General features: G+C 44.8%; 1 pseudogene. It reads left to right on the top strand.

The annotated features are described in order from the left end of the window. Positions 1–221 (top strand): annotated as a pseudogene (locus tag SORDD16_RS11405) (hypothetical protein); the annotation flags it as partial.

Below are 221 nucleotides of genomic sequence, written 5' to 3' on the forward strand. Positions count from 1 at the left end.
GCCAGATCAAGGTCAAGATCCAAAAAGATCCAGCTAAACCAGATCAAGGCCAAAAACCAGATCAAGGACAACAAGACCAAGGTCAAAAACCTGATCAAGGACAACAAGATCCAGCCAAACCTGATCAAGGACAACAAGATCCAGCTAAACCAGATCAAGGTCAAGATCCGAAAGATCCAGCCAAGCCAGATCAAGGTCAAGATCCGAAAGATCCAGCTAAA

This window comes from Streptococcus oralis (assembly GCF_001578945.1).
GTDB classification, from domain to species: Bacteria; Bacillota; Bacilli; order Lactobacillales; family Streptococcaceae; genus Streptococcus; species Streptococcus oralis_Q.